This window comes from Klebsiella scottii (assembly GCF_036561945.1).
Taxonomy (GTDB): Bacteria; Pseudomonadota; Gammaproteobacteria; order Enterobacterales; family Enterobacteriaceae; genus Klebsiella; species Klebsiella scottii.
This window is the reverse complement of the sequence record NZ_JARXNI010000020.1, coordinates 3,301,913-3,320,516: the sequence shown is the minus strand read 5'-3', so window position 1 is coordinate 3,320,516 and position 18,604 is coordinate 3,301,913. Positions and strand designations below refer to the sequence as shown.

18 protein-coding genes are annotated in these 18,604 nt (G+C 56.8%); 13 read left to right on the top strand and 5 right to left on the bottom strand.

The window, feature by feature from the left end:
• From QFI97_RS23300 to fadE, 3 genes are all read right to left on the bottom strand, one after another.
• Entirely contained in the window at positions 1-906 is a 906-nt protein-coding gene (locus QFI97_RS23300; RefSeq protein WP_095105551.1) for a dihydrodipicolinate synthase family protein, read from the bottom strand.
• 4 nt (positions 907-910) lie between these two features.
• A complete protein-coding gene (locus QFI97_RS23295; protein WP_095105553.1) occupies positions 911-1,699 on the bottom strand; it encodes an IclR family transcriptional regulator in 789 nt (262 codons plus the stop codon).
• 276 nt (positions 1,700-1,975) lie between these two features.
• Complete coding sequence (gene fadE, locus QFI97_RS23290) at positions 1,976-4,420, bottom strand: acyl-CoA dehydrogenase FadE (RefSeq protein ID WP_346432064.1); 2,445 nt, start codon at positions 4,418-4,420, stop codon at positions 1,976-1,978.
• Between the two features lie 238 nt (positions 4,421-4,658).
• Between fadE and lpcA the strand changes: the two genes are divergently transcribed.
• Together lpcA and QFI97_RS23280 are read left to right on the top strand one after the other, a co-directional pair.
• A complete protein-coding gene (gene lpcA / locus QFI97_RS23285) occupies positions 4,659-5,240 on the top strand; it encodes a D-sedoheptulose 7-phosphate isomerase (RefSeq protein ID WP_004099149.1) in 582 nt (193 codons plus the stop codon).
• Between the two features lie 151 nt (positions 5,241-5,391).
• Positions 5,392-6,159, top strand: coding sequence for a class II glutamine amidotransferase (locus QFI97_RS23280; protein WP_095105555.1), 768 nt, complete (start codon positions 5,392-5,394; stop codon positions 6,157-6,159).
• On the opposite strand, the gene dpaA is transcribed toward QFI97_RS23280, so the two are convergent.
• A complete protein-coding gene (gene dpaA / locus QFI97_RS23275; protein WP_331833649.1) occupies positions 6,130-6,870 on the bottom strand; it encodes a peptidoglycan meso-diaminopimelic acid protein amidase in 741 nt (246 codons plus the stop codon). The two genes, QFI97_RS23280 and dpaA, sit on opposite strands and share 30 nt — an antisense overlap.
• 412 nt (positions 6,871-7,282) lie before the next feature.
• Between dpaA and QFI97_RS23270 the strand changes: the two genes are divergently transcribed.
• The 9 genes from QFI97_RS23270 (at position 7,283) to QFI97_RS23230 (ending at position 14,996) form a co-directional block, all read left to right on the top strand.
• Complete coding sequence (locus QFI97_RS23270) at positions 7,283-8,626, top strand: Na(+)-translocating NADH-quinone reductase subunit A (RefSeq protein ID WP_346432063.1); 1,344 nt, start codon at positions 7,283-7,285, stop codon at positions 8,624-8,626.
• A 3-nt stretch (positions 8,627-8,629) separates the two neighbouring features.
• Complete coding sequence (locus QFI97_RS23265) at positions 8,630-9,868, top strand: NADH:ubiquinone reductase (Na(+)-transporting) subunit B (protein ID WP_346432114.1); 1,239 nt, start codon at positions 8,630-8,632, stop codon at positions 9,866-9,868.
• The gene (locus tag QFI97_RS23260) at positions 9,861-10,655 is read left to right on the top strand and encodes a Na(+)-translocating NADH-quinone reductase subunit C (RefSeq protein WP_346432062.1); all 795 of its coding nucleotides are present in this window, start codon (positions 9,861-9,863) and stop codon (positions 10,653-10,655) included. Before QFI97_RS23265 ends, QFI97_RS23260 begins: the two co-directional genes overlap by 8 nt.
• Entirely contained in the window at positions 10,648-11,286 is a 639-nt protein-coding gene (locus tag QFI97_RS23255) for an NADH:ubiquinone reductase (Na(+)-transporting) subunit D (protein WP_095105562.1), read from the top strand. Before QFI97_RS23260 ends, QFI97_RS23255 begins: the two co-directional genes overlap by 8 nt.
• Before the next feature lie 3 nt (positions 11,287-11,289).
• Positions 11,290-11,889 carry an NADH:ubiquinone reductase (Na(+)-transporting) subunit E gene (gene nqrE / locus QFI97_RS23250; protein ID WP_095105563.1) on the top strand — a complete coding sequence of 200 codons (600 nt, stop codon included), beginning with the start codon at positions 11,290-11,292 and terminating at the stop codon, positions 11,887-11,889.
• Between the two features lie 11 nt (positions 11,890-11,900).
• A complete protein-coding gene (gene nqrF / locus QFI97_RS23245) occupies positions 11,901-13,124 on the top strand; it encodes an NADH:ubiquinone reductase (Na(+)-transporting) subunit F (RefSeq protein ID WP_095105565.1) in 1,224 nt (407 codons plus the stop codon).
• 3 nt (positions 13,125-13,127) lie between these two features.
• Positions 13,128-13,343 (top strand): (Na+)-NQR maturation NqrM, encoded by a 216-nt coding sequence (nqrM, locus tag QFI97_RS23240; RefSeq protein WP_095105570.1) that lies wholly within the window; start codon positions 13,128-13,130, stop codon positions 13,341-13,343.
• Between the two features lie 139 nt (positions 13,344-13,482).
• Positions 13,483-14,538, top strand: a complete 1,056-nt coding sequence (dinB, locus tag QFI97_RS23235) for a DNA polymerase IV (RefSeq protein WP_095105573.1) — start codon at positions 13,483-13,485, stop codon at positions 14,536-14,538.
• Positions 14,539-14,543: 5 nt separating this feature from the next.
• Positions 14,544-14,996, top strand: a complete 453-nt coding sequence (locus QFI97_RS23230) for a GNAT family N-acetyltransferase (RefSeq protein WP_346432113.1) — start codon at positions 14,544-14,546, stop codon at positions 14,994-14,996.
• A gap of 40 nt (positions 14,997-15,036) precedes the next feature.
• On the opposite strand, the gene pepD is transcribed toward QFI97_RS23230, so the two are convergent.
• Positions 15,037-16,494 carry a cytosol nonspecific dipeptidase gene (gene pepD / locus QFI97_RS23225; RefSeq protein WP_346432061.1) on the bottom strand — a complete coding sequence of 486 codons (1,458 nt, stop codon included), beginning with the start codon at positions 16,492-16,494 and terminating at the stop codon, positions 15,037-15,039.
• A gap of 257 nt (positions 16,495-16,751) precedes the next feature.
• Between pepD and gpt the strand changes: the two genes are divergently transcribed.
• Both gpt and frsA read left to right on the top strand, forming a co-directional pair.
• A complete protein-coding gene (gene gpt, locus QFI97_RS23220; RefSeq protein ID WP_041144180.1) occupies positions 16,752-17,210 on the top strand; it encodes a xanthine phosphoribosyltransferase in 459 nt (152 codons plus the stop codon).
• A gap of 106 nt (positions 17,211-17,316) precedes the next feature.
• The gene (gene frsA / locus QFI97_RS23215; protein WP_346432060.1) at positions 17,317-18,561 is read left to right on the top strand and encodes an esterase FrsA; all 1,245 of its coding nucleotides are present in this window, start codon (positions 17,317-17,319) and stop codon (positions 18,559-18,561) included.
• The last annotated feature ends 43 nt before the right edge of the window (positions 18,562-18,604 follow it).

Sequence of the window (18,604 nt, the reverse complement as noted above, 5' to 3'; positions counted from 1 at the left end):
TCATGATTTTAAAATGCCCTGCGAGGCCAGCAGCTCGCGCACCCGCGCCTTTGCCTCTTCCGACGCATCCAGAATCGGCGGCAGGCAATAGGTATTTACCGGCAGCCCCACACGCTGCATGGCATATTTGATGAGGGAGACAAACGGTGTTTCCAGGGCGTAAATAGCCGGTAGCTGCAGCAATTTTTTATTGAGCGTCGCCGCTGTCGCGAGATCGCCATCTTGCCAGGCGCTAAAAATGCCTACGGACAGTTCCGGCGCGAAGTTTGCGCTGGCGGTAATAGCGCCATCCCCGCCCAGCAGCAGGTTATTGAGTAAATGGTCGTCGAAGCCGCAGAACACGGAGAACTCGGGGCGCACGGCTTTGACGGTGTTGATCATCGCCCGCAGGTGGCCGACGCTGTCGATAGTGTCTTTAATACCGACGATGTTTTCATTTTGCAGCACCAGCCGTTTGACGATATCAGGGGTGAGATCCTGGCCGGTGAGGTCCGGGAAGTTATAAACGATCGCCGGCAGGCGAACGCTGCTGGCGATGCGATGGTAATAGTCGTCCAGATTGCTGGCGGCAACTTTCCAGTAATAGGGGTTAATAATAACGATGCCGTCCGCGCCGCAGGCTTCGGCGTGTTTTGCCAGTTTGACCGCTTCGTCAGTGGAGGGGGAGCCAACGCCAATTAATACCGGAACGCGTCCGCCAACCGCCGCGATTGCCGCCTCGGCGAAGTCCATCCTTTGCCCGGCGTTCATCTGACTAAATTCACCGCCGGTTCCCAGATAAAACAAGCCGTCGACGCCTTTCTTAATAAGAAAATCGGCGACTTGCGTTAAGGCCGTTTTATCAATGTTGCCGTCGCTATCGAGCGTCGTGGAGACCGGTGGAATAATTCCCCTGAATTTTTTCATTAGATCAATTTCCTTTTCTTAAATATTCATTTTCGTTTCTATAACCCAGACCATGCGAGATCTGATCGGCGCATTGCCTGAGTAGTTCGAGATAACCATCGATCCTCTTTCCCGAATAAACTATCGGGTCTCCCGATAATGAAATTGCATAATTCACGCGATGATACATATCGAAAATAGGCATGCTCAGGCATACCGCCCCGTAGGTTGACTCTTCATTATCTATCGCCCATCCCCTGAGGCGCGTTTTCTGTAGCTCTTCACGAAATAATTTTTTATCGGTGAAGGTATTTTGCGTGTGCTTTTTCAGAATTAAGGCATCGAGAAAATAATCCATCTCTTCTCGCGGCTTCCAGGCCAGCAGCGCCTTACCGAGTGCGGTGATATGCAATTCCAATTTTTTACCGATCCAGCTTTTTTTAGTCGGCACGGAATCCGGGCTCTCGACTTTATCCAGGTAAATGGCGGAATAACTCTCCATTGCCCCTAAATGGCAGACCAGTCCGCTTTTCAACGAAAGCTCCTGCATCGGGCGCTTCGTCACCTCGAATATGTTTTTCCGGTGCAGCGACTGGCATCCAAGCTCGTAATTTTTTATGCCAAGCGAGTATTGATTACGCTCGCTTTTTATTAAAAAGCCGCAATCGACCATGGCATTTAATAAATTCAGCAGGCTACTTTTCGGGTACTGAAATTCTTTTAGCAGCTCCATAAAACTGGCCGCTCCGACATATGCAATGTAGGTCAGAATTTTTTCTGCCCGGATTAATGAATTACATCCTTTACCGCCCATAACGGCTCCCGTTTCTCGTTGATATAAAGCCTATCCACTCTGGAAAGCGGAAAATACGCCTTGTTCAGCAGGCTGAACCGAGTTACAGGGGGGAAACGTGATCCACGTAGGTATTTTAATTATTGAGCGGGAATTTGCTGCGCGTGGCGCTGGCCGATTGGCAGCCTATGGCGCTAATGCGGGAAATGATTTGTGCGAAGCCGGAGGGCAAAGCGGGGTAAAAAAAAGAGGCGGAGGAAAGCCCCCGCCCCGATCGTGATGTGATTAATTTACTCTTCAGGCCGCTTCAATCTTGCGGACTTTCTCCGGCAGCTTTACCGGCCGGGTGGCCAGTTCATCCGGGGCGAAGTCGTCAACGTTGATGCTGCGCAGGCGGCTGGTTTCGGCTCGGGTAAGAATAGCGGCTTCATCCTGATTGATTAACCCTTTAGCCAGCGCATTGCCGGCCAGTTCATCAAGGCGCGTGAACGGCAGGTTTTTGCCCAGCTCTTTGCAGATACGCTGGTGAATCGGGTCGGCGGCCATCACGTCCAGCAGCGCCTCTTCCAGCAGGCCGACCGGGTTGTGCTCGCTCGGGGTCAGGTACTGGCCACGGCCAATACGCGAACGCGTTGCGCTCGGGATCTGCAGGATTTTTGCGACCTTATGGTCCAGCTTATCGGACGGCGCGTCGTAGTGGCGGCCGGTCGGGAAGATGGCAACGCGCAGGACGCCTGCGACAAAGCGGTTCGGGAAGTTTTTCAGCAGGTCGTCGATGGCCTGCTCAGCCTGATACAGCGCATCCTGAACGCCCCAGTGAACCAGCGGCAGATCGGCTTCGTTACGCCCCTCATCGTCATAGCGTTTCAGCACCGCAGAGGCGAGGTAAAGCTGGCTTAACACATCGCCCAGTCGCGCGGAAATACGCTCGCGGCGCTTCAGGCTGCCGCCAAGAACGGCCATTGAGACGTCGGACAGCAGCGCCAGGTTCGCGCTCAGTCGGTTCATATGCTGGTAGTAACGGCGGGTCGCGTCGCGGGTTGGCGTGCCGCTGGTCAGCCCACGGGTCAGGCCCAGCCAGAAGCTGCGGACCTTATTGCTGCCGACGTGACCGATGTGTTTGAACAGCAGCTTGTCGAAAGCGTCAACGTCGTTATTCTGCGCGGCGGCCATTTCGTCCAGCACGTACGGATGGCAGCGAATTGCGCCCTGACCGAAGATCATCATGCTGCGGGTCAGAATGTTGGCGCCTTCGACGGTGATAGCGATCGGCGCCCCTTGATAGGCGCGGGCGAGGAAGTTGCCTTCACCAAGCATGATGCCTTTCCCGCCGGTGATATCCATTGCGTCGATGATTGAACGCTGGCCGCGGTGGGTGCAGTGATACTTCACGATAGCCGACAGAACCGCCGGCTTCTCACCGAGCATGATGCCGTAGGTAATCAGCGACGCGGCGGCGTCCATCACGTAGGCGTTACCGGCGATACGCGCCAGCGGCTCTTCGATGCCTTCCATTTTACCGATGGAGATCTTGAACTGGCGGCGGATATGGGCGTAGGCGCCGGTGGCCATCGCCACGGACTTCAGGCCACCGGTGGCGTTTGACGGCAGGGTGATCCCGCGACCGACGGACAGGCACTCCACCAGCATCCGCCAGCCCTGACCAGCCATCGTTGGGCCGCCGATGATGTAGTCGATAGGGACAAAGATATCTTTACCCTGGGTCGGTCCGTTCTGGAACGGTACGTTAAGCGGGAAGTGGCGGCGGCCAATTTCAACGCCAGGAGTCGAGGTTGGGATCAGCGCACAGGTAATACCCAGCTCCTCTTCTCCCCCCAGCAGGCGGTCAGGGTCGGAGAGTTTAAACGCCAGCCCCAGGACGGTCGCGATAGGCGCCAGCGTAATGTAGCGCTTGTTCCAGGTCAGGCGCATGCCCAGAACCTGCTCGCCCTGCCATTCGCCCATGCACGCCACGCCGGTATCCGGAATGGCGCCGGCGTCGGAGCCCGCTTCCGGGCTGGTCAGCGCAAAGCAGGGGATCTCCTGACCACGCGCGAGGCGCGGCAGATAGTGATTTTTCTGTTCATCGGTACCGTAATGCTGCAGCAGTTCGCCCGGGCCTAAAGAGTTGGGCACGCCCACGGTGATCGCCAGGATCCCGGAAACGCCGGACATTTTTTGCAGCACGCGGGACTGAGCATAGGCGGAGAACTCCAGGCCGCCGTACTCTTTCTTAATGATCATCGCAAAGAAGCGATGCTCTTTCAGATAGGCCCACAGCTGCGGAGGCAGGTCGGCCATTTCGTGGGTAATTTCGAAATCGTTCGCCATGCGGCAGGCTTCTTCCACCGGGCCGTCGATAAACGCCTGCTCTTCGGCGGTCAGGCGCGGCTGCGGATAGTTATGCAGCTTTTGCCAGTCCGGGTTGCCGCGAAACAGATCGCCTTCCCACCAGGTGGTTCCCGCATCGATAGCTTCTTTTTCCGTCCGCGACATCGGCGGCATCACCTTGCGAAACGCGCGGAACGCGGGCGCTGAAAAAATAGATTTACGCATCGGCGCAAAGTTAAACGGCAGCAGAACGATCGCTAACGGCAGCAGCAGCCAGATATTCCACAGCCCGGCCACGCTAAGGGCGGCGGTCCAGGCGAGCAAAATCACGCTGCTGAGCAGGAGATTGATTCGGTGATAGAAGAGCGCACCGAGTAGAACAACGGTTGCAACAATACTCAAAATCATCATAACGAAATGCTCCCTGTCTTGTAGGAGGTCTGACCACTTGTGATGATATGGTTGTAGTGGATGTAATTTGTTTTAGCAATGTGTTTACAAAATAATTACAACCTTGCTCACATTGTTGTACGTAAATGCGGCACGTAAAAGCAAAACCTAAGGGGATAACAGCGCCTGCTGCTTCTCGCTTTAGCGGCTATCCGGTACACTGCCAGGGTTATTCCACCAATACTGAAGGATTATCCTCATGTACCAGGATCTTATTCGTAACGAACTGAACGAAGCAGCGGAAACGCTGGCTAACTTTCTGCAGGACGAAGCCAATATTCACGCTATTCAGCGTGCCGCGGTGCTGCTGGCAGATAGCTTTAAGGCGGGCGGTAAAGTCCTTTCCTGCGGTAACGGCGGTTCCCACTGCGATGCGATGCATTTTGCCGAAGAACTGACCGGACGCTATCGTGAAAACCGTCCGGGCTACCCGGCAATTGCGATTTCAGACGTCAGCCACCTTTCCTGCGTCAGCAATGATTTCGGCTACGAGTACGTTTTCTCCCGCTACGTTGAGTCAGTCGGCCGTGCCGGTGATGTGCTGCTGGGGATTTCCACCTCCGGCAACTCAGGTAACGTTATCAAAGCGATCGAAGCCGCCCGCGCGCAGGGGATGAAAGTGATCACCCTGACCGGTAAAGACGGCGGTAAAATGGCCGGTTCCGCCGATGTTGAAATCCGCGTGCCGCATTTTGGCTATGCCGACCGTATTCAGGAAATTCACATTAAAGTGATTCATATTCTGATTATGCTGATCGAAAAAGAGATGGTTAAAGCTTAACAGGCCGTTTTGCTGGCGGTGTTGAACCCCGGGCAGCGCTCAATCTCCTCGCGTACGTCAGGTACGATCCGGTTTTTGTGCGCTGGCCGTGTTCAGGCTGGCCGCCGCAATGACGCCTTTGGTATTTAAGCCGTGTGGTATGAGGTGAGATATGTGCGAACTGCTCGGGATGAGCGCTAATGTGCCAACAGATATTTGCTTTAGCTTTACCGGGCTGGTTCAGCGCGGTGGCGGCACCGGGCCGCATAAAGACGGCTGGGGTATCACCTTTTATGAAGGTAAAGGCTGTCGCACATTTAAAGATCCGCAGCCCAGCTTTCAGTCGCCAATCGCTAAGCTGGTACAGGACTATCCCATCAAATCCTGCTCGGTCGTCGCCCATATTCGCCAGGCTAATCGCGGCATAGTGGCGCTGGAAAATACCCACCCCTTTACCCGTGAGCTGTGGGGACGCAACTGGACCTACGCGCATAACGGCCAGCTGGAAGGATATGAGTCTCTCGATACGGGAAATCTTCATCCGGTCGGCGAAACCGACAGCGAAAAGGCCTTCTGCTGGCTGCTGCATCGCCTGACCGAGCGCTATCCCGGCACCCCTGACTCGATACCTGAAATCTTCGGTTATATCGCTGAGCTGGCGGGCGAGCTGCGGGAGAAGGGCGTCTTCAACATGCTGCTGTCTGACGGGCGTTACGTGATGGCGTACTGCTCGACGAATTTGTACTGGATTACGCGAAGGGCGCCGTTTGGCGTAGCGACGCTGCTGGATCAGGATGTGGAGATCGACTTTCAACGCGAGACCACACCGAACGATGTGGTCTCCGTTATCGCCACTCAGCCTTTAACCGGCAATGAGACCTGGAATAAAATCATGCCGGGCGAGTGGGCGCTATTTTGCCTGGGGGACCGTGTAGTTTGACGCCAGCTGCGGCTGAATAACTTCATGGCTAAGCGGCTTGCTGACCACATAGCGGCCGTCCGTTACCGAGATAACCGGGGGCTTGTGGGTTTGCTGGAAATAGTCGTAGCCTGGCTTCAGCTGTTTCCAGAAGTCCGCGTAGTAGGAGTACTTGTGGCGCTCCATATTGGCGTTGGTCATCCGGAAAGGATAAATGCTGACCTGCACGTTTGACTGGCCAAACACCAGCGCGCCGGTAACGAACTGGAAAATCTCATCAATACCGGTATCGGTCATGGCATAGCAGCCGATAGATACGCAGGCGCCGTGGATCATCAGGTATTTACCTTCATAGCCGTGCGCGCGGTCGTAGGCGTTCGGGAAGCCGATATTAATGGCTTTATAGAAGCGGCTATCAGGTTTTAGCTGGTTGCGCGCAACGTTATAAAACCCTTCCGGACTCTTGAAGTCGCCCTGGCGCTGTTTCGGCCCCAGCCCGCCGGAGTAGTTACAGATCCGGTAGCTGTCGAGGAGCTGCCAGGTTTCGCCCATTTTGACGTAAAGATCGAGCGTTCGCTCCTCTTTAAAGATCTCAATGTAGACCGGAGAACCCATTAATTGCTGTTTATATTGTTTGCTAACCGGCGTCGTCGAGCTGTTATTGCTGAGAAGCCCAGCAAACGAAACGCACGGCAACAGAAGCATCGCAATAAATAATGCGATTTTGCGCATACTGCTTGTTCCTTGATAAAACCAAAACCACATTGCCAGGACGGCAAGAGAGACCCAAAATCAGAGTTTTCTGGATTTAGAGCGCTCACATTAGCATCACGGCATTTTTTCGCAAGCGCGGCGTATCGCGTTTACAATTTAGTTGTCCTTTATAGCGAATCTGGCGGCAAAGCGCAGTGAGAACTTTGCGCAATAGCTCCCATTTTAGAGCCGCCTGATGGGGTTTACCTACAGCCGCCGCTCACAAAATGTTACACTTACACCGCTTAGTGACCAGGGTAAGAAAGGATGCTTCTCTCCCGTCTTGTGAATGAGCAGGACCTTCGTTTTTCCTTTCTTTCTCTGACTTTCCATCAATGTTGCTGGCCTCGGCCTGATGCCGGGGTTTAGGTTACGGATACCTGCTAACAATATGATTAAAATCAAAAAAGGGCTGGACCTGCCCATAGCTGGCATGCCAATACAGCAGACGACTTCTCAGATTGCAGTCAAACGCGTTGCGCTGTTGGGCGAGGAGTACATCGGTATGCGCCCCTCAATGGCGGTTAAAGAAGGCGACCGGGTGCAGAAAGGCCAGCCTCTGTTCGAAGATAAAAAGAACCCCGGCGTCCACTTTACCGCGCCTGCGAGCGGCGTTATCAGCGCGATTCACCGCGGCGAACGCCGGGTGCTGCAGTCGGTGGTGATTGACGTAGACGGCAATGACGCCGTGCAGTTTCCCCGCTACGCGCCGGACGACCTTGCCGGACTGTCGCGTGAAACCGTACAGCGTCAGCTGCTGGCGTCCGGCCAGTGGACGGCGCTGCGCACCCGACCGTTCAGCAAAACGCCGGCGCCGGGCAGCGTGCCGGCCGCGATTTTCGTCACCGCAATGGATACCAACCCGCTGGCCGCCGATCCTCAGCCCATTATCCTCGCCCGGCGCGAGGCCTTTGACGCCGGTCTTACGGTGCTGACCATCCTCACCGACGGCAAGATCCACGTGTGCCAGGCCAGCGGCGGTAAGCTGGGGGGCCATCGTTCAGGGCAGGTTACCTTCAACCAGTTTTCCGGTCCGCATCCGGCGGGGCTGGCGGGAACCCACATCCACTTCCTCGAACCGGTGAGCCTGACAAAACAGGTCTGGCACCTGAACTATCAGGAGGTTATCGCCATCGGGCGGCTGTTCCTCGACGGGGAGCTCTACAGCGAGCGCGTTATTGCGCTTGGCGGCCCGCAGGTCAAGGAGCCACGGCTGGTGCAAACCTGCTGCGGCGCCAGCCTTGATGAGCTGCTGGCGGATGGGCTGATGGCCGGCGAAAATCGGGTGATTTCCGGCTCGGTGCTTAGCGGTACCCGCGCCTTTGGCCCGCGAGCTTTTCTCGGGCGTTTCCACCTGCAGGTGAGCGTGGTTAAAGAGGGGCGCGACAAAGAGCTGTTTGGCTGGGTGATGCCGGGGAAAGATAAATTCTCCATCACGCGTACCACCCTGGGGCACTTCCTGAAGCGTAAAGTCTTCAACTTTTCGACCGATACCCACGGCGGCGAGCGGGCAATGGTGCCGATTGGCAACTACGAAAGGGTAATGCCACTGGATATTCTCCCCACCTTGCTGCTGCGCGATCTGCTGGCGGGCGATAGCGAAAGCGCGCAGGCGCTGGGCTGCCTGGAGCTGGATGAGGAAGATCTCGCGCTTTGTACCTACGTGTGCCCCGGCAAGTATGAATATGGCCCGGCGCTGCGCAGCGTGTTAACCCAGATTGAGCAGGAAGGATAGGTGATGGGCTTAAAGCAGCTGTTTGACAAAATTGAGCCGCACTTTACGCACGGCGGCAGGCTGGAAAAATACTACCCGCTGTTCGAAGCGACGGCGACGCTATTCTACACCCCCGGTCAGGTGACGCGCGGAGCCGCTCACGTACGTGATGCCATCGATCTGAAGCGAATGATGATCCTGGTCTGGCTCGCCGTATTCCCGGCCATGTTCTGGGGCATGTATAACGTTGGCCTGCAAACGCTCCCCGCGCTGCACAAGCTGTACGGCGCGGAGCAGCTGCAGCAGATTATTGCCAACGACTGGCACTACAGCTTTGCGCAGTGGCTGGGGGTGAGCTTCGCCGCGGATGCGGGCTGGCTGAGCATGATGACCCTCGGGGCGGTGTTCTTCCTGCCAGTCTATATCACCGTGTTTATCGTCGGTGGTTTCTGGGAGGTTCTCTTCGCCATCGTGCGCAAGCATGAAATCAACGAGGGATTTTTCGTCACCTCGATCCTCTTTGCGCTGATCGTTCCTCCCACGCTACCGCTGTGGCAGGCCGCGCTGGGCATCTCCTTCGGCGTGGTTATCGCCAAAGAGATTTTTGGCGGCACCGGGCGTAACTTCCTTAACCCGGCGCTGGCGGGGCGCGCGTTCCTGTTCTTTGCCTATCCGGCGCAGATTTCCGGCGACCTGGTATGGACCGCCGCGGATGGGTTTTCCGGCGCGACGCCGCTGTCCCAGTGGACGAGCGGCGGCGGTGAAGCGCTGGTGAACGTTACCAGCGGCCAGCCGGTTAGCTGGATGGACGCCTTCCTCGGCAACATTCCCGGCTCCATCGGCGAAGTTTCAACGCTGATGATCCTGATCGGCGGCGCGATCATTATCTTCGGGCGCATTGCCTCGTGGCGCATCGTTGCCGGAGTGATGATCGGCATGGTGGCGACCGCGACGCTGTTTAATTTCATCGGCTCGGACACCAACCCGATGTTCGCCATGCCGTGGTACTGGCATCTGGTGCTCGGCGGTTTTGCCTTCGGCATGATGTTTATGGCGACGGACCCGGTGTCCGCGTCGTTTACCGATAAAGGGAAATGGGGCTACGGCCTGCTGATCGGCGTGATGTGCGTGCTGATTCGGGTGGTCAACCCGGCCTATCCGGAAGGGATGATGCTGGCGATCCTTTTCGCCAACCTCTTTGCGCCGCTGTTCGATTACCTGGTGGTGCAGGCCAATATTAAGCGGAGGAAGTCGCGTGGCTGAGAATAAAGGTAACGATAGCATCGGCAAAACGCTGCTGGTGGTGCTGGTGCTTTGCCTGGTCTGCTCCATTATCGTCGCCGGGTCCGCCGTGGGTCTGAAGTCACGGCAGCAGGAGCAGCGCGAGCTGGATAAACAGCGCAATATCCTCGCCGTGTCCGGGCTGGTGACGCCGAAGATGAGCGCCGAGGAGGTGGAGAGCGTTTTTGCCGCCCGTATCTCCCCGCGGCTGGTGGATTTAGCCAGCGGCGAGCTGCTGGATAAAGACCCGGGCAAATTCAATCAGGCGCAGGCGCTGAAAGATCCTGCGCAAAGCATCTCACTGGACGTCAGCCAGGACCCTGCGGGCATCAAGCATCGGAGCAATATTGTCGAAATTTACCTGGTGCGCGATGAGCAGCAGCAGATTCAGGAAGTGATCCTGCCGATTTACGGCAACGGTCTGTGGTCGATGATGTACGCCTTCGTGGCGCTGGGTACCGATGGTCGTACGATAAAGGGCCTGACGTATTACGATCATGGCGAAACGCCGGGGCTGGGCGGCGAGGTGGAAAACCCCAACTGGCGTCAGCAGTTTATCGGCAAGCAGGTGCTTGACGATAGCGGCCATCCGGCGCTGAAGGTGGTGAAAGGCGGGGCGCACCCGGGGGATATCCACGCCGTTGACGGCCTGTCCGGGGCGACGCTGACCGCGAATGGCGTGCAGCATAGCTTTGATTTCTGGATGGGCGAGCTGGGCTTCGGCCCGTTTCTGAAAAGAGTGCGTGACGGAGAGCTGAATAATGGCTGAAGCAGGCGATACGAAAGAGATGAAGCGCGTGCTGGTGGGGCCGCTGCTGGCCAATAACCCCATTACGCTGCAGGTGCTGGGGGTCTGTTCGGCGCTGGCGGTGACCACCAAACTGGAAACCGCGCTGGTGATGACCATCGCGGTAACGCTGGTGACGGCCTTCTCCAGCATGTTTATCTCGATGATCCGCCACCATATTCCCAACAGCGTGCGCATTATCGTGCAGATGACGATCGTCGCCTCGCTGGTGATTGTGGTGGACCAGCTGCTGCGCGCCTTTGCCTATGAGACCTCCCGGCAGCTGTCGGTATTTGTCGGGCTGATCATCACCAACTGCATCGTGATGGGGCGAGCGGAAGCGTACGCCATGAAGTCGCCGCCGCTGGCCAGCTTTATGGACGGTATCGGCAACGGACTGGGCTATGGCGCCATTCTGATCGTGGTCGGCTTCCTGCGCGAGCTTATCGGCAGCGGCAAGCTGTTCGGCGTCACCGTGCTGGAGACGGTGCAGAACGGCGGCTGGTATCAGCCGAACGGCCTGTTCCTGCTGGCGCCGAGCGCCTTCTTTATTATCGGTTTGCTGATTTGGGCGCTGCGCAGCTGGAAGCCGGAACAGCAGGAAAAGGAGTAAACGATGACGGCTCACTATATCAGCCTGTTTGTCCGCGCCGTATTCGTAGAGAACATGGCGCTGGCCTTCTTCCTCGGGATGTGTACCTTCCTGGCGGTGTCGAAAAAGGTTTCCACCGCCTTTGGTCTCGGCCTGACGGTCACCATCGTGCTTGGGCTGGCGGTACCGATCAATAACCTGATCTATAACCTGGTTCTGCGTGACGGGGCGCTGGCGGAGGGCGTCGATTTAAGTTTTCTCAACTTTATTACCTTTATCGGCGTGATCGCCGCGCTGGTGCAGATCCTTGAGATGATCCTCGATAAGTATTTCCCGGCGTTATACCACGCGCTGGGGATCTTCCTGCCGCTGATTGCCGTGCACTGTGCGATTTTTGGCGGCGTCTCCTTCATGGTGCAGCGTGACTACAACTTCCCGGAATCCATTGTTTATGGCTTCGGTTCCGGTATCGGCTGGACGCTGGCGATTGTCGCCCTGGCGGGCATTCGGGAAAGAATGAAATATGCCAACGTGCCCGCCGGCCTGCGCGGGTTAGGGATCACCTTTATTACCACGGGTCTGATGGCGCTGGGCTTTATGTCATTCTCCGGTGTGCAGCTATAAGGGCGGAAAGTATGGAAATTATTCTTGGCGTCGTTATGTTTACGCTGATCGTGCTGGTGCTGTCAGGATTGATTCTGGCGGCGCGTTCGAAGCTGGTCAACGCCGGTGATGTGGTTATTGAAATCAATAACGAAGCGGATAAACAGATCCGCACATCGGCGGGCGATAAGCTGCTGAATACGCTGTCCAGCAACGGAATCTTTGTCTCCTCCGCCTGCGGCGGCGGCGGTTCCTGCGGCCAGTGTCGGGTGACGGTGAAAGAGGGCGGCGGCGATATCCTGCCGACCGAGCTTTCCCATATCACCAAACGTGAGGCGAAAGAGGGCTGCCGGCTGGCCTGTCAGGTCGCGGTGAAGCAAAACATGAAGATCGAGCTGCCGGAAGAGATCTTCGGGGTCAAAAAATGGCAATGCGAAGTAATCTCCAATGATAACAAAGCGACGTTTATCAAAGAGCTGAAGCTGCGCGTGCCGGACGGCGAAGTTGTGCCGTTCCGCGCCGGGGGATATATCCAGATCGAGTGTCCGTCGCACAAGGTGGCGTATGCTGACTTCGACGTGCCGGACGAGTACCGCGCCGACTGGGATAAGTTTAACCTGTTCCGCTACGTCTCCGAGGTAAAAGAGCCGACCCTGCGCGCATACTCGATGGCTAACTACCCGGACGAGAAGGGCATTATCATGCTCAACGTGCGTATTGCCACGCCGCCGCCGAAGGTGCCGGACGCTCCGCCGGGCATTATGTCTTCCTATATCTGGTCGCTGAAAGCCGGTGATGAGGTGACGATTTCCGGGCCGTTCGGCGAATTTTTTGCCAAAGATACCGATGCAGAAATGGTCTTTATCGGCGGCGGGGCCGGCATGGCGCCGATGCGTTCGCATATTTTCGACCAGCTCAAGCGGCTGCACAGCGGGCGTAAAATCAGCTTCTGGTATGGCGCGCGCTCACTGCGCGAAATGTTCTACGACGATGAATTTGAACAGCTGGCGCGGGAAAATCCTAACTTTACCTTCCATGTGGCGCTGTCCGATCCGCTGCCGGAAGATAGCTGGAATGGTCACACCGGCTTCATCCACAACGTGCTATATGAGAACTACCTGCGCGATCATCCGGCACCGGAGGAGTGCGAGTTTTATATGTGCGGGCCGCCGGTGATGAATGCGGCAGTCATTAAGATGCTGAAAGATCTCGGCGTTGAGGATGAAAACATCATGCTGGATGACTTTGGAGGTTGATCGATGTGGACCCTGTTTCTCGCGACCTTTGTGATTTTCGCCCTGGTTATTCTGGGGATGTCGGTGGGTTATCTGGTGAAGCGCAAAAGCCTGCAGGGGAGCTGCGGCGGGATCGCCTCGCTGGGTCTGGAAAAGGTCTGCGACTGTCCGGAACCGTGCGATGCGCGGAAAAAACGCCTGGCGCGCGCAGCGCAGCGGCAGCAGGACCGGATCCTGTAATCACTTCTGACTAGCCTGATAAACGCCCCGGCCGCACTCAGCGACGCCGGGGTTCAGCGACGGCGCATTTTGGCTCCCCTTTCTTCTCATTGAACAGAATTATGCTGTATACTTGTCCAGTGGTCAGTGAGGGCTAGCTATGCGCAAAATCATCCATGTTGATATGGACTGCTTCTTTGCCGCGGTCGAAATGCGCGATAACCCGGCGTTGCGGGATATTCCCATCGCGATCGGCGGCAGCCGGGTACAGCGGGGCGTCATCAGTACCGCCAACTATCCGGCGCGTAAGTTTGGCGTGCGCAGCGCAATGCCAACGGCGATGGCGCTTAAGCTTTGCCCGCATCTGACGCTGCTTCCGGGTCGCTTTGACGCCTATAAAGAGGCGTCGGCCCATATCCGGGAAATTTTCTCGCGCTACACCTCGCTGATCGAACCTCTCTCGCTCGATGAGGCGTTTCTTGACGTCAGCGACAGCGTCCACTGCCAGGGCTCGGCGACGCTGATGGCGGAGGAGATCCGCCAGACCATTCAGCGTGAGCTGCAGCTGACCGCCTCCGCCGGCATCGCTCCGGTGAAATTTCTCGCCAAAATCGCCTCCGATCTGAATAAACCCAACGGCCAGTTTGTGATTGCGCCGCATCAGGTCGCAGAATTCGTCAGAACCCTGCCGCTGGCGAAAATACCCGGCGTGGGGAAAGTCTCCGCGGCAAAGCTGGAAAATATGGGGCTGCGCACCTGCGAAGATGTGCAGAAAAGCGATCTGGCGATGCTGCTCAAGCGCTTTGGCAAATTTGGCCGGATCCTGTGGGAGAGAAGCCAGGGCATCGACGAGCGGGAAATCAACAATACGCGGCAGCGTAAATCGGTTGGCGTCGAGCGTACGCTGGTGGAGGATATTCACCAGTGGGGCGACTGTGAGGCGATTATTGAAAGCCTCTACCAGGAGCTGGAGCGGCGGCTGATCAAGGTTAAACCGGATCTGCTGATTGCCCGCCAGGGAGTAAAGCTCAAGTTTAATGATTTTCAGCTGACCACGCAGGAGCACGTCTGGCCGCGCCTGAATAAAGATGATTTGCTCGCCACGGCCTACAAAGCCTGGCATGAGCGGCGCGGCGGCCGCGGGGTGCGGCTGGTGGGGCTGCACGTTACGTTACTCGACCCTCAGCTGGAGCGGCAGCTGGTTCTGGGATTATAGCTATGCTGCAGATAAGACATTACCAGGATGACGATTTTTCCGCGCTGTGCGCCATCTTCATGCGCGCGATTCAGGAGAGCGCCAGCGGCGACTATTCGGCGCCGCAAATTGCCGCCTGGGCGCAGGTCGATGAGGCCCGCTGGCGGCAAAAAATGCGCGACTCCCGGGTGCTGGTGGCGGCGATCGAGCGGCAGCCGGTCGGCTTTATTAGCGCCATCGGCAGCTATATCGATCTCCTGTTTGTCGCTCCCGAACGCTCCCGTCAGGGGATTGCCGGCGCGTTGCTCGCTGAGCTGTTCAGGCAAATTCCGCAAGGGACGCTGACGGTTGCGGCCAGCATCACGGCGAAACCGTGCTTTGCGCGTCATGGCTTCAGGGTGGTGGAAGAACAGCTGGTGGAAGTCCGCGGCGAGAGGTTTATCAATTATCGCATGGAGAAGGTGAGGGAGCCCGAATAGGGCGCAACGCGCCTTACCCGAGCTCTTTTCGCGGCGGAACTTACTTCGCCGGAATCGCTTTCAGCAGTTCAGTCAGCAGCGTCCAGTACTGGCCAACGCTTTCGATATGAACCTGCTCATCCGGGGAGTGCGGCCCGGTAATGGTCGGCCCAATGGAAACCATATCCATATCCGGGTACGGCTTTTTGAACAGGCCGCATTCCAGACCGGCGTGAATAATCTGGATATTCGGCGTTTTATTAAACAGACGCTGGTAGGTTTCGCGGACCAGATGCATCACCGGTGAGTTTGCATCCGGCTGCCAGCCCGGGTAAGCGCCCTTGGCTTCGGTTTTAGCTCCCGCCAGTTTGCCTAACGAATCCAGCATGCTGACGACGTAATCTTTGCCGCTGTCGATCAGGGAACGGATCAGGCAGTGGATTTCGACGTTATCATCGGTCATGGTCACCACGCCGACGTTGAGGGAGGTTTCGACCACGCCCTTCGCTACGTCGGAGTTACGGATCACGCCGTTTGGCATGGCGTTCAGCAGACGAACAAAGCCGTCGCGAGACTGCGCCGTCAGCGCGGGTTTATCCGTCGCAGCGGACTCCAGCAGCAGGACCAGATTCTTCTCTTTGGCCGCCAGCTCGTTTTGGAGAATTTCCTGATAGGTATTCACCAGCGCCGCCAGGGCATCGCTCTTATCGGCGGCTACCGCAACGGTGGCGAAGGCTTCACGCGGAATGGCGTTGCGCAGGGTGCCGCCGTTGAAATCAACCAGGCGCAGATCCAGCTCAGCGACGTGACCGGCGAGGAAGCGGGCCAGCAGCTTGTTGGCATTCCCCAGACCGACGTGGATTTCACCGCCGGAGTGGCCGCCTTTCAGCCCTTTTAGCGTCAGCTTAAAGCTGTGGAAACCGGCCGGGATCGCTTCGCGCGCCAGCGGCAGGTTGGAGGTGAAGTCGATCCCCCCGGCGCAACCCATGTAGATTTCGCCTTCTTCTTCCGAGTCGGTGTTAATCAGGATATCTGCCTGCAGCCAGTTGGCCTGCAGGCCAAACGCGCCGTCCATGCCGGCTTCTTCGGTCATGGTCAGCAGCACTTCCAGCCGACCGTGTTCGACGGAGTCATCAGCCAGCACCGCCAGAGCGGAAGCCATACCGATACCGTTATCCGCGCCCAGGGTGGTACCGCGGGCCTTGACCCACTCGCCGTCGATGTACGGCTGAATCGGATCTTTAGTAAAGTCGTGAACGGTATCGTTGTTTTTCTGCGGCACCATATCGAGGTGCGCCTGCAGCACGACCGGTTTACGGTTTTCCATCCCGGCGGTAGCGGCTTTACGAATCAGAATGTTGCCAACCTGGTCGCGTTCTGCGTGTAAGCCTTTTTCTTTTGCCCAGCCCATGATGTGTTCAGCGAGTTGTTCTTCGTGATAGGAAGGGTGGGGAATGGAGCAGATTTTGGCAAAAATATCCCACAGCGGCTGCGGGGATAATTGAGACAGTTCAGACACGATGAGTCTCCTTACGATCGCCTGCAAAATTCTTTTGCAGGTCGAGGGTTAGCAATAGAATACACGTCAAGCGAGGGCTTGCGCGGTGGGGTTGAGAATACCACTTTCCACGCTAACGGGTAGTGGAAACAACGCAAAAAGCGTCGCCAGGGCCGCTTAATACTGGTTTTTAGCGCTTCAGATCTCTATAATCTCGCGCAACCATTTTCCCCCTCGAACATCATTTAAGCCGTATAACACAGGCTGGGACACTTCACATGAGCGAAAAATACGTCGTCACCTGGGACATGTTGCAGATTCACGCCCGCAAACTGGCAAGTCGCCTGATGCCTTCTGAACAATGGAAAGGCATTATTGCCGTTAGCCGCGGTGGTCTGGTACCGGGCGCGCTGCTGGCGCGTGAGCTGGGTATTCGTCATGTTGATACCGTTTGCATTTCCAGCTATGACCACGATAACCAGCGTGAGCTGACCGTCCTTAAGCGTGCTGAAGGTGATGGTGAAGGGTTCATCGTGATTGATGACCTGGTTGATACCGGCGGCACCGCGGTCGCCATCCGCGAAATGTATCCAAAAGCACACTTCGTCACTATTTTCGCTAAACCAGCCGGTCGTCCGCTGGTTGATGACTACGTGGTTGATATTCCGCAGGAAACCTGGATTGAACAGCCGTGGGATATGGGCGTGGTCTTCGTACCGCCTATCTCAGGCCGTTAATTTTCAAGGCGAGTGCTATTTACCACGCCCGGTTTTGCCGGGCGTGGTTTTTTTTGCCTGTTAGCAGGTTACAATAGCCTTAGTGGCGACACGATGGAGACTGCACATGTCACAGGCTAACCTTAGCGAAACGCTGTTTAAACCTCGATTCAAACATCCAGAAACGTCTACGCTGGTGCGTCGGTTCGCGTCCGGCTCGCAGCAGCCGATCCACTCTGCGCTCGATGGGAGCAACGTCGATCGCTGGTATCGCCTGATCAATCGCCTGATGTGGATCCGGCGCGGCGTGACGCCGCAGGAGATCCTTGACGTGCAGGCGCGCATCGTCATGAGCGATGCGGAACGCACCAATCCGGAGCTGTACGACACCGTCGTGGGGTATCGCGGCGGCAACTGGATTTTCGAATGGTCTAAACAGGCCATGATTTGGCAGCAAATGGCGGGTCAGGAAACGGACCTCGAACTCAGCGGCCGCCACTGGCTGCACGCGTCCAACCTCTACAGCATTGCCGCCTATCCGCATATTAAAGGCGATGAGCTTGCCGATCAGGCACAGGCGCTGGCCAACCGGGCCTATGAAGAGGCCGCGCAGCGTCTGCCCGGCGGGCTACGTGAGATCGAGTTCCCGGTTCCCGGCGGCGCGCCGGTCAGTGGTTTTTTACATCTGCCAAAAGGGGAAGGCCCGTTCCCGGTGGTCATGATGTGCGGCGGCCTGGACTCGCTGCAGACCGATTACTACAGCCTGTATGAAGACTATTTTGCCCCGCAGGGGATTGCGATGCTGACCCTCGATCTGCCTTCCATCGGCTTTTCATCGAAATGGAAGCTAACCCAGGACTCCAGCCTGCTGCACCAGCACGCGCTGCGGCATCTGCAGCACGTCCCGTGGGTCGATCATACCCGGGTTGCGGCGTTCGGCTTCCGCTTTGGTGCCAATATTGCCGTCCGGCTCGGCTATCTGGAGTCGCAGCGCCTGAAGGCCGTTGCCTGTCTGGGGCCGGTGGTGCACAACCTGCTGGTTGACCCTTTGCACCAGGGGCGAGTGCCTGAAATGTATCTTGATGTCCTGGCGTCGCGTCTGGGAATGCACGATGCCTCTGACGAAGCATTGCGCATTGAGCTGAACCGCTACTCGTTAAAAACGCAGGGACTTCTGGGCCGCCGCTGTCCGACGCCGATGTTCTCAGGCTACTGGAAAAACGATCCTTTCAGTCCGGAAGAGGAGTCGCGTTTAATTACCTCGTCATCTGCCGATGGCAAGCTGCTTGAGATCCCAACGAAGCCGATTTATCGCAATTTTGATCACGCATTGCGACAGATTAGCCGGTGGATCAACCAGAGATTTAGTTAATTTATTGCTAAATTTTATTGATTTGGTAAAACAGTTGCATCAC

Bases quoted from the DNA above. Each gene is read 5' to 3' on its own strand.
- QFI97_RS23265 (WP_346432114.1), top strand. From the start codon at position 8,630: ATGGGCTTAAAGCAGCTGTTTGACAAAATTGAGCCGCACTTTACGCAC.
- nqrM (WP_095105570.1), top strand. From the start codon at position 13,128: ATGTGGACCCTGTTTCTCGCGACCTTTGTGATTTTCGCCCTGGTTATT.
- QFI97_RS23295 (WP_095105553.1), bottom strand. From the start codon at position 1,699: ATGGGCGGTAAAGGATGTAATTCATTAATCCGGGCAGAAAAAATTCTG.
- QFI97_RS23280 (WP_095105555.1), top strand. From the start codon at position 5,392: ATGTGCGAACTGCTCGGGATGAGCGCTAATGTGCCAACAGATATTTGC.
- QFI97_RS23300 (WP_095105551.1), bottom strand. From the start codon at position 906: ATGAAAAAATTCAGGGGAATTATTCCACCGGTCTCCACGACGCTCGAT.
- nqrE (WP_095105563.1), top strand. From the start codon at position 11,290: ATGACGGCTCACTATATCAGCCTGTTTGTCCGCGCCGTATTCGTAGAG.
- gpt (WP_041144180.1), top strand. From the start codon at position 16,752: ATGAGCGAAAAATACGTCGTCACCTGGGACATGTTGCAGATTCACGCC.
- fadE (WP_346432064.1), bottom strand. From the start codon at position 4,420: ATGATGATTTTGAGTATTGTTGCAACCGTTGTTCTACTCGGTGCGCTC.
- QFI97_RS23255 (WP_095105562.1), top strand. From the start codon at position 10,648: ATGGCTGAAGCAGGCGATACGAAAGAGATGAAGCGCGTGCTGGTGGGG.
- nqrF (WP_095105565.1), top strand. From the start codon at position 11,901: ATGGAAATTATTCTTGGCGTCGTTATGTTTACGCTGATCGTGCTGGTG.
- QFI97_RS23270 (WP_346432063.1), top strand. From the start codon at position 7,283: ATGATTAAAATCAAAAAAGGGCTGGACCTGCCCATAGCTGGCATGCCA.
- lpcA (WP_004099149.1), top strand. From the start codon at position 4,659: ATGTACCAGGATCTTATTCGTAACGAACTGAACGAAGCAGCGGAAACG.
- dpaA (WP_331833649.1), bottom strand. From the start codon at position 6,870: ATGCGCAAAATCGCATTATTTATTGCGATGCTTCTGTTGCCGTGCGTT.
- frsA (WP_346432060.1), top strand. From the start codon at position 17,317: ATGTCACAGGCTAACCTTAGCGAAACGCTGTTTAAACCTCGATTCAAA.
- dinB (WP_095105573.1), top strand. From the start codon at position 13,483: ATGCGCAAAATCATCCATGTTGATATGGACTGCTTCTTTGCCGCGGTC.